Here is a 9725-nt window from a genome sequence, read left to right as displayed (position 1 = left end):
CGGTAATCCAACAGGTCGATAAACAGCAATTTTAATCTGGCTTCCAGTTTTTGTTCGGGAACCTTCCACTCTCTGCCCAACCCTTCAGCCCTGGATCCCATTGTGGCCAGCTCACTGACCGTTTGCTGCATCAACGAACTAAAAGCTTGCCAGCTGTAATCCCGGATGGCCGACTTGAGTTGTGTGGCATCCAAATCAGAGATGACCGTCATTAAAAAATCGCCGGTACCCAGCCTCAGTAATCCTTCAAGTTGAGTAATGGGTGTGTTTGCAGTCCCGATCTTACCCCTATAAAATTTGTCGGTTGAACTGTCTAATGCCTGCTTGTACAAATGAATGGTAAGCATGGATTTCAGTAAGTCAGAATTCAGATTCAGTGTTTCTGAAATGAGAGAGGCTTTATACTGGCTCAACTGAAAAACGTCCCTTAATATGTCACTTTTTCTCGGAGCTATAAGACAGGGAATATAAGATGTTATATCCCAAAGCATGCTAAGTTCGACGCCAATGTTAACCTGAACATGAGGAGGTAACGACCCGACCCCTATCGCCTCAGGCAGCAATGAAACTTTAGTGTTTTTAAAATCATTAAAGCTGGTTAAACGGAAATCTTTTAATTGATCATTGGGGTCATTGCCAAGTAGCTCGTCATTATAAGCCTGAACTAAATCGCTAACGGTAGAACCACCCTCAGGTATTTTTGCTAAAGCAGAGGCCATCGTATTGGTCGCACGAAATAACGCCGAGGATTCACTGAGATAAACCGAGAGAGCTAAGGGGCCGGTAATGACTTCAATGATAGAGCGAAGTTTATTTGAATCAGTAGACACGAGCATATTAGTATAAATTCGGCTAATACGCTCACCAGGAGGAAATTTAGTATACGCCAGTTCTACTCTCGATTCAGCATCGACATCTGTGACATCATACTCTATTTCAAGACCGATCCGTCCTTTATGAGTGTCTACAGGGATATCCGAAGTTTCTATATTTTTTTGTAGTTCCTCAACACCAAATTCATGCAGAATTCTTTTTCGAATGCTTTGTGAATCGCTGCTGACCCCTTTCAACAGATTGGATGCAACCACATAACGAACTATCAGGTTTGATAAAGTGTGATGTTGTTCAACCAGCATTTTGCCTTCGGTGACATACTGGCCCGGATCCATTTTCAGGACACAACCGGCATTATTGATCAGAACCGGTTCCGGCGTTTCTGTAGCGGCTGAACCGGGAGGAATAATGACCAGTAATAGCCGGACAGAGTCGGGTATTTTGATCTGATCGAAGCCTGTACCGGCAGAACCATCAATAACACCCTGATTCACCAGAGTCTGGAGGTTGCCAAAGACCTGGCTCCGTTTTTTCGCCAGGGTGTTGGAAAAACCCCTGAAATCAGAGGTAGTTCTGAGCCATCGAAGGGTTTTGATAATCTTATTTTGTACTGAAAACAAGTAATCTGAAGGAGCATTCTTTTCCAGAGCATGTTTGATCAACCGGGCAGGGAACAAGATCGCGATCTTTGACTGTGAGCCCTGACCGCCATAGGAAACCGGTGTCACTTCAATGATAATTCCGGGACTGTTCTCCTTTATTCCTTTGCTATAGACGTCCATGTAATGAGAAGGGATTGTGCCCGTGTACGGAGTTTTGTCTGGCGGGTTTTCCATATTACCCAGATCTAATAATAATCTGCCCCTGTTTTTGGCGGGTAAACGAGAGTTGGTTAGTCGTTTTTTCAATGTCCGGTAATCCGATGCCTTCAACTGCAGCGCAGACAGCAGTTCCGAATCCCGCATCTGTTTCCAGAAATCTGTGTGTACCTGAACCAGAGCCTCTACAAAAGTATCAACAAAGGTCATCGGCTCTACTGCAAGGTGGCGAAAAACGTTTCTGACCGAACGGGCGAGATTCTTTTCCCGAAACAATACCTCCAGTGCATGCTGGAAATCATCTACATCGCCCCGGGCAAACTGAAGATCGCGATCATCACTGTCAAGGATCAGTGTCTGGTAAAGCTGATCTCTTGTTTCCGGTAACTGCCGCAGTGTCAGACTCTTGTCAAAACTGTATTCACCATCAGGATCATCACGGTAATCCGTTTGCCATATCTCCATGGCCCTGACGATATCGCGTGGGGCTGCATAATCTGACCGCAGTTGCAGGAACAGCGCCATCCCGTAGGATTGGGCTATCACCCGGGCCAGGCGGGTATCAGACGAATCTGGTCGTACATCTGACAGTCCAACCTGGATGATGACAGGCCTCTCTAATTCCCATTGCAAGACATTCACCTGACTGTCCGCGATCAAACGGTTGTGCTCCAGCCGAAGATCAAGAACCGGACTTTTTTTCTTAATACCAGTCTCTATCTCCCATTTGCGCCAGGCCATAAGGCTATCGATGAGTTCATTAGGTCTGTCGAAATAACGAATCACAGCCTCAAGCTTTTCAGGCATTCCGCCCAGTTGCACCAGCTCACGCAACTGAGAGCGATAGGCACGATCCTCAATGGTTGAGAAAAAAAATGGCGAACGAGCGCCCAGGGTGATTCGCGAGCGAGAATGGATATCCTGTCCGAAGGGCAGCAAAGGGTCCAGGGAAACCCGGCGTTCAGAGCTTTCCGGAGGCGGGAGCACGACGACCATGGTATTGCTATCGGGGAGCCGGGAGGATAATTCTGCGATCAGGAGCTTCTCCTGCATATCGGGTGTGCGACCGCTCTCCAGGGCCATCACTGCGCGGCTCACCAGGCGAAACAACAGTTTTCGCATCAGGCTTGGAGCAATCTCATACTGCGTGTCGACGCTATTAATTTCAGTGGCCAGTGTGACCAGATCAACCTGCGTCAGTCGGTTAATTTTTTCAATGAGCCACTGTTCTGGCAGGTAGTACTTTGAGTGGTGGGAATAGGCTGACTGAATGGTATTAATCAGCGTCCGGGCCGTATCCTCCGTCAGCGGACCTGAGGACTGAAGCATAAACAGGATATTGCGCAGATTATCCGGAAAAGCTGCGCTATTAGTCTCTGGCACGTCCACCAGAACATAAGTTGCGCCCGAAGGATCGGTGACAACAGGCAGGTATTGGTTGTTGTCTCCAGCAAAAGCCTCGCTATTAGCCAGGGACATGGGATCAGTAAAGCTGACAGTGTTATAGGGGGGATGCTTCAGCCTTTTGTCAATCCCGAGCGAAAGGCTTTTTTGAAACGACTTTCTCTGTTCATTCCTTTTCAAGGTGTTCAGTTTCGGTGCTTTTTGATCTGCTTTGTCCCCCAGAAAGTGACCCAATAACTCGTTCAGGGACTTGATATACCGCTGACCCAGGTTGGAAAAGTCATTTCGTTTATGGGCATAGAGCGCAGAAAGGTCATCTTTTCCTAATACAGAAACCATCAGGTCAGGGCTGGAAACCCTGAACGGGTTTATATCATTGCCACCGGGTGCCACAATCTCCTGCAAAGACCCTAGCAGCTGGCGAGTAAACAGCGCTGTTATCCCATCAGATGGTGGTTTTGTGACTTGCCAGGCCAGATCATACCCCGCCTGCTGAGCCCGGAAAAAATTCTCTTGCGCAAAGCGATTGCCGTAGGCCAGCAGGCCAACCCCCGAAAATGGGTCCCCGATTGACTCTGCACGGACAAAGGCGCTCATATGAAGCGCTCTTGGTGCCCCGGCCTGTGCAGAAGGCAGTTCGGCATTGGCCACCGGCAACGGCATCAACCGGTAAGGAGAAAAGTCATCACTGGTGAGTTGTTGCAACCGACGGTTGTATTGCTCAATCAGTTCGGAGAGTGGCTGTCTGCCACCGTTTTCGATAAACGTACTCACCAGTAAACGTCTGGCCTGTTCGAAAGAACGGTCATCGTCGGGACCCAAGCGCACATAATCCCTGCCGCGGGGTAAAGCGGGCAAGTCCCGGAGTTTTGTCACCAGCCCTTCTTCAACAGGGACCTGACGGGCCATCAACTGCCCCCGTTCGTCCTTTTCAAGCACCAGCTTGACGCGAGGGTCTGACTGTGACCACAGGACATTGCCGTTGGCGGGCAGGGTGCCCGTCCATTTGCGCCCCAATACATCCACCGCCACCAGTGCATTACGGATCGTGATGCGTTTTGTCCGGATTTCAGCGAACAGTTTTCTGGCGAAATCTTCTACGGGGTAATGCTCTCCGCTGGCATCAGCGCCACAACCCACGACACTGACAGTGTGGACAAAGCGGCCGGCGGTGACGTGCTTGAGCACCTCGGCCAGTTGACCGACGGTCTTTCCGCCCAGGAGAAACGAGTTGGAACCGGCCTCTTCTCCCTGAACTTTACTGCCGTGACCCACAACAATAATACGGGTGTCGTCTTTAAGAAAATCAGCTTGCAATGCCTCCAGTTTAATGTCGAGACTTGTCTCCGTATCAATCAGGGTTCCATCAGGCTTTAGTCGTATAAGTCGGCTAAAATCGGGCTGGTATTTTTTCTTCAGATATAGGCTGGCTTTGGCTTCATTCTCGCTGTTACCCAGCTGGATAATAATCTGGTTTTTATAACGGCTGTCATGCTCAGCGGTCAGGGCATAACGCACGGTTTTATCAGCTTCAGGCACCCAGCTTCTGGTGCTTTCATCAGTATCTTCACTGACTAAATCAATCTTTGCTAATGGATTAACCTGCATGAAAAATTGTCTTAATTCACGATGACGCAAATCCTTTCTTGCAAAAAAATCAGACAAATAACGACCGGAGACTGTAAGAAACGGCTGCACTCCGGATATAAAAACCGTCGATCTGGATTGATTCAGTATTCCATCTTGCCGATAATTTAAAACGGCGTAGGTGACTTCTCGATAATCGTCGAATTCATTGGCGATTGATTCTGCCATTTTATGTATATCAGTATCAGATTTTTTCAATGAGCTATCATTGTTGAAACGTTCAATTAATTGATGTCGTCGTATAATATATTGCTTAACTGCCTTGAGAGCTTCAGTATCTTGTGGTGCGATAATAAGATTGTTGTTGCAATGGGTTGATCCCAAATAGGTTAAATAAAATTCCACTGAACCAGGAATAACTCTGAGCGATTCTGGAAAAACGAAAAGCGGCTTGTCGTTGTGATTAGCGATGGCTTCTTTAATAGCCTTAATAAAAACAGGGTGCTCTTCTTTTATTTCGTTAAATATTTTCTCTATTTCTGGATCAGGTGTTCTGTTAGAAAACAGTTGTTCCGGCCCTGGCTCAGCAAAATACTCCATAATCATATGGTTAATTAACTGGTCCGGTTTGACTTTAAATGAAGTTTCTTGCGGAATGTTAATGTGTTTAAACAATTCGTCATTATGAGAAGGCAATGTATCGACATCCAGGTAGACACCCCCCTCATTTTTAATCAGCAGTTCTATCCTTACCAAATCAGAGGCTGCGGCTAAAATCCCCCTCAGCCCAAGTTCTTTCACGTACCACTGTTTCGGGCTGGCTTCATCGTCTGGCTGCCAGAGTGTATTGATATCTGCCAGCCTGAATTTTTCGGATTCAGGGTTGCCCTGAAGCCTGGCTATCTCATTGGTGAACTCCGTGAATTGCTTCAGGCTTTCTTCCTGTATTGTCTCTAATTCGCTTTGATCCACAGCCAAATGCTTGACTAAAAATGCCTTTGCCATGTCGTCGAAGGTTTTGCCCTCAGCGATGCCTTTTTTTATGGTGCTATAGGCCAGATCCTGCAGCTGATTAACACGTTCCACAAATTCATCACTGGCATTTTCTGCTGTCAGGAATGATTCGGGTATTTTTTCAGCGGCAACAGCCTTATGTATTTCCCGGGCAAGCACGGGTGCCAGAAACGACTGCGGGTCGTACCAAAGCGTTAATGGCCAGGAATTCGTCTTAGCCCAGACCTTGAGATAGTCCTTAACACCTTCGTTGAGACGACCAATCCAGATAAAGTGAAGATTTTTGGGTACTTCGGCCAGTGCATCCAGCAGGTACTGGTTTATGGTCGCGGCAAGGTGGGAGACGGCAGCGCCCCCGGCAAGAATTTTGGGCAGGTTTTCCTGCATCCGATAGACAAGGCCGTATTTTTTAAGGGCGGACCCCTCCTGGCGAAGTCGATCAAATTCTGCGATTTTTTCCTCTAGCGATTCTAAATCATCCGAACTGAGAGCACCCAGATGCGACTTAAGGCTTAACCTGAACATCTCCGGGGTCGGTATTGCATTATCGGGATTAACCGGCCCCAGCAGCCCGCTGTTCTGTGACAACACAGAAGGCATTTGTCGTAGTCCAGCGTCAGCTTCAACATACGGGGCTTCAGGCAAGCGTTCGACCGTGACTTTACCATCACTGGTGCGAAATGCTTTCAGCCTGTCAGGCCTGTCGTCCAGTGACCAGGTGACCAGACCCGTGTCTGCAAGCAGGCCAACCCACAGACGCCCCCAGATGTCGACCCTCAAAAGACCGTCACGGGCAGTTACTGTGCGGGTTCTTGTCGCTTTCAGGGTGTCTTTCAGGTATTGGCTGACAAGCCCGTTGTGATCAATGGCTGAGCCAATCAGGTTAACGGTTTTAACCGGGGTATCGCCGATCAATTCATTGATTTTTGTTGACAGGTCTGACGCGGTTTGTCCGCCCAGGGTAAACTCCCCGTTCCCGGACTGACCCAGTCCAACGACATGAATTCGGCTATCACCGTCCAGAAATCCGCGAATGTCGGCATGATTAACCCTTGCGCCAGTCTCACCATCTGACCAATAACCGCTCTCCATAACCAGCCAGCGGATTGAGTTATAACTATCTCCCGTTGGTTGGCGGTTTTTATATTTGCGAAACAGGTAACGGCTGGCCTTGCTGATCGGGTTATCGTCGCCAGACGCCATCTGGATAACCAGTTGTTGACTGTATTGGCCAGGCTTTTGCGGATCTGTGTTGAAATAGCGTGTGATCGTGTTTTCCTGGTCCCGGGCAGCTGCCGCTTTGCTGGAAAGGGTAAAGCGTTCCCCGGCAGAAAATCGAAGAGCATCCAGCAAAGCGTCGTAGCCTTGCCGACTCATTGCAGTATTGCTTTGCTTCAGGGCGAGATCACCATTCAGGATTTGATGCCCTTCCACAAACTCTGACACCCCTCCGAATCGATAATAAACCAATTCCGTATAACTGAGATCATGACTGACTAAAAACGTTTTTTTATGATTGGCAGCGTTCAAATTTTTCAGTTCGGACAACCCAAATTGATCAATCATTTCATATTGCGATGTAAGGGTGTTTATAGCCAACTCCATGGCTCGGTTGCCGACCGGTGTGCTGCCCAATGTAGCCGCAAAAAATAAACCTGGATGGTTTTTCGATGGCAGGTAGATCTCACCGGGAATGACCTTGATTTTTCCCAGGGGCTCAAACCGTTGCGAGGGAGCAGCACTGGCCAAACGCTGCTCGATATCGCTCTTTAACCGGGGGTATTGTTTACCCAGCCAGGCGAGATCGTCTGAAACCTTTTGTTTAATGGCAGCATCCTGGTCATCAGCACGGAACTCTTTGCCAAGCCCCTGGATGACCAGCTGTGTCTGTACCGCCTTTACCCTGCTCAAATCGGTTTCGCTGACGCCGGAATAATCAATACCCTTGAAAAGATCCTTATTCAATGCAGGCGAAAGCGACGTATCAGAATAAGCACCACCGAGAGTGCCCATCACCCTCATTTTCACCAGTGCGCTGGCTGCGGGCTGATGACCGCGCAAGCCCAGCTCCCTGAAGTAGTATTTGCTGGCCTTCTGGCCCTCTTCCCCGTAGGCACTGGTCCAGACTTCATTAATATCTTTGAGGGAAAACTTTGCCCTCGGATAAGAAGCCTTTATCTGCTCTGTAAATTGCCGGTAGGATTCCAGCATTTGGGCTTTTTTATCGTCAAGGTCCGTCGTATCGTTGAGGTGCTCTACCAGAAAGTCTTTTACCGCCTGATCAAACGGCTGGCCCTGTGCCATTTTTGACTCTATGGCTTGCCAGGCCTCATCTTGTAGCCTCATCAGCTCTTTCAGTAAATCCGATTCAAAATCAGATGGATTACCGGGGTCGGATCGACGGGTCAATTGAGTTGTCACTGACCGTTTAAGAGCTTCCGCAAGCTCACTGGCGAGCATTGCATTCGGGTCATACCAGAGGTTTATTTGTAAACCGGACTCTGCATTGGCCAAAATCCATGACCGTATACGCTTCAGCTCCTCATCGGTTGGGTTAACGCTGACAAAATGTAGTCTTGCAGGAACTGACTTCATGCTGCGTTCAAGCCAGCTCTTGATGTCTGCAGCCAGTTTCGTAAATTTTTCGCCGGTTGCCTGCGGGTGTTTGTCGATCAGGGTGGTGAGTTTGTCGTAGAGCCCCAAGACCAAAGGAAAGGTTAACGGAGCATTGGCACTGCGAATGCCATCAACTTTTTTAAAAGCCGCGACCAGGATTCTAAAACGTTGACTCAAGCCTTCGTTCGCGGCGAGTTGATAGCGTAATAACGGCACAAATTCTTTTTGGAATGTCCTGGAGCCGGGAATCAGTGAGTCGATTAATGTCGGGTCTGGGCTTTCAGCAGGATCAGGGTCAGGATCGGCACGGCGAACCCTGTGTCTTGCCGCCGGTTTGGGCATTTCGGGATACCTGCGCAGTGAGGGCGGCTGAAAACGGTCATCCGTTGGCATTCTGCCAATGGAATTCAGTTGCAGACGATAGGTGCCATTGCCGTCAGGCTCTGCCGTCAGTTCCAGGTGACGTCCCAGGGCACCATACCCGGTCACCGCCAGGCGCACGGATGTGTTGTTGTCTGTCACTGTCGTTTGATTAAACCTGACCTGTATGGGCAGGGTTTCTTTGACCATTACCTGACGGGGGTCTACTACGGGTAACGGTTTGCCGTCTTGTCCCGGATAATGCTTTGGCAAGCCAAGGTCAGTACGAATCCGGTTTTTAGCCGCATCGGCATCTTCTTCTGGTGCCATCCCAAGCGCCAGCCGCAATGCCTCCCCTAGCTGGTAAAAGAATGAAAGATGGCCTGACAGCCATCCGGAACCGTAGGGGGTGTCTCCCCAGCCCGGATCAAAATCAATGAGCGTGAAGGTGCCGTTATTGAGGGTCTGGTTAACGGTGGCAACGTCTGTCCGGTTACCCGGAGCCTGGTCATGGGTGGTGTCATTTTTCAAACCATGCCGGGTGGGCAGATAAGTCATTGGGCCGGACTCACCGCCGGGGAACGCGCCATCGTGACCGGGAATGATCAGGCTGACATAGTCTCCGGGGATCGTCCTGTTACGCTCGTCAGGGGGCAGTTGCAGCAAGCGAAGGTTGTGAAGATCGCCAAGGGTGTCGGGCCTTATCGGGGTCGTTGCGTTGCCCAACTGTCTCCGCAATTCGTCCGTATTGTTCACCCGGCGTCTGAACAGATCGCTGGCGTCCACCAGTTGGCGCAGATCACTGGCGATAGTTTGGTCAGTGGCATCGGCCAGGTAGTCCGGCGTCAGGTAAACCCCTATCCGGTCATTCAGGGCTGTGAGGGTAAAGAACCGGCCCCGGACACTGCTGGTGGTGTTGCCAGGAAGCGATGCCTGTTCCGTTTCGGTCAGGCCATCGTATTCACCCTGTTGTGCTTTATCATTTTTTTTGAGTCGTCCAAGGTTTTCCAGGGCTGGATTGTCAGGGTTTTTAGCGGTCAGCCAGTCCAGGCTGTCATCAAGAGCCCTGCGGAAAAACCATTGTTCACTGCG

Annotated in this window: 1 protein-coding gene; it reads right to left on the bottom strand. The window is 49.4% G+C overall.

Features of this window, described 5'->3' with window-relative positions:
• On the bottom strand, positions 1-9725 hold a 9725-nt coding region (locus tag KDK18_RS10935), incomplete at both ends, for a TcdA/TcdB catalytic glycosyltransferase domain-containing protein (RefSeq protein WP_257254933.1).

The organism is Endozoicomonas sp. SESOKO3, assembly GCF_024606255.1.
Note: the sequence above shows the minus strand (reverse complement) of the source record. Positions and strands in the feature narration are given on the sequence as shown.